This is a genomic window from Pseudomonas sp. NPDC008258 (genome assembly GCF_042956345.1).
Taxonomy (GTDB): Bacteria; Pseudomonadota; Gammaproteobacteria; order Pseudomonadales; family Pseudomonadaceae; genus Aquipseudomonas.
Genome location: NZ_JBIBGE010000085.1, coordinates 1 through 1,019, shown reverse-complemented (window position 1 = coordinate 1,019; position 1,019 = coordinate 1). Strand labels below are relative to the sequence as shown.

The following is a 1,019-nucleotide window of genomic DNA, read 5'->3' as shown; positions in this document are numbered from 1 at the left end:
GCCGATGCGTTGTTGCACGTGATCCTCGCCGGCGCGGCGACGCCGTCGACCGAGCGTGCGCCTTCGGTGCTGCCGATGCCCGGCTTTGCCGAGCGCATGGACGATGCCGAAGTGGCCGAACTGGCAACCTTCCTGCGCCAGGGCTGGTCGAACCAGGCCTCGACAGTGACGGCGGAGCAAGTGCGCAACGTTCGTGCTGGGTTGCACGCTCACCCTTAGTGCCGAGGCACAGTTGCAAGTACCCTCGGCTTTCTTTGCCAAGGATGGTGCTAGAAGCCTGAGGGGTGTGAGTAGCGCATTCTATTGATAAAACCGATGGTAGCTATGTGGTGAGTATCGGTTTTGTCAAAGAAAATAGGGGCACGACTTACGCAACGGATGGAATTTGCAATGAAAACGGTCTCCTTCACCGAACGCCTGGTACACGCCGTGGGCTACGAACTGTTCGCCGTGCTGCTGTGCGCACCGCTGTTGTCCTGGGTGATGGGCAAGTCGCTGGCGACGGCAGGCGCATTGGCGGTGACCTTGTCGGTAATCGCCATGCTGTGGAACATGGTCTACAACGCGCTGGTCGATCGCTGGGTGCAGACCGAACGCATTCACTGGAAAGCTAGTGCGCGTTTTGTGCACGGTTTGGGCTTCGAGGCCGGGCTGGTGGTGTGGTGCCTGCCGGTGGCGGCGTGGATGCTGGATATTTCGCTGCTGCAGGCGTTCATGGTGGAGCTGGGCTTCTTCGTGGTCATCCTGCCCTACACCGTGCTGTACAACTGGGCGTTCGACAAAGCTCGGCACCTGCTGATGCAGCGCCGCCTGGCATAAGTTGGCGCTCTCGCGAGTAGGAAAGTACGCGCGGTCTCTGTGGGAGCGGGCTTGCCCGCGAACACCGGCGCAGCCGGTGCCAGCCTACCGCGGCGGCTGCTTCGTGGGTGAACCCGCTTGTATGGTAGGACTTGAAGGGAGGAGGAGGGTCATAACTCGCTTCTGACTGTTCGCGCAGTACAGACCGTGGGAGAAATCAC

General features: G+C 60.8%; 2 protein-coding genes. Both read left to right on the top strand.

The window, feature by feature from the left end:
• Positions 1–219 (top strand): c-type cytochrome (locus ACFY9W_RS29095; RefSeq protein WP_391138318.1); only part of this gene is annotated, 219 nt, incomplete at its 5' end.
• 171 nt (positions 220–390) lie between these two features.
• Positions 391–819 carry a multidrug/biocide efflux PACE transporter gene (locus ACFY9W_RS29090; protein ID WP_391138315.1) on the top strand — a complete coding sequence of 143 codons (429 nt, stop codon included), beginning with the start codon at positions 391–393 and terminating at the stop codon, positions 817–819.
• Positions 820–1,019: the final 200 nt, after the last annotated feature.

Coding starts and splice junctions, on each gene's coding strand:
- ACFY9W_RS29090 (WP_391138315.1), top strand. CDS start 391: ATGAAAACGGTCTCCTTCACCGAACGCCTGGTACACGCCGTGGGCTAC.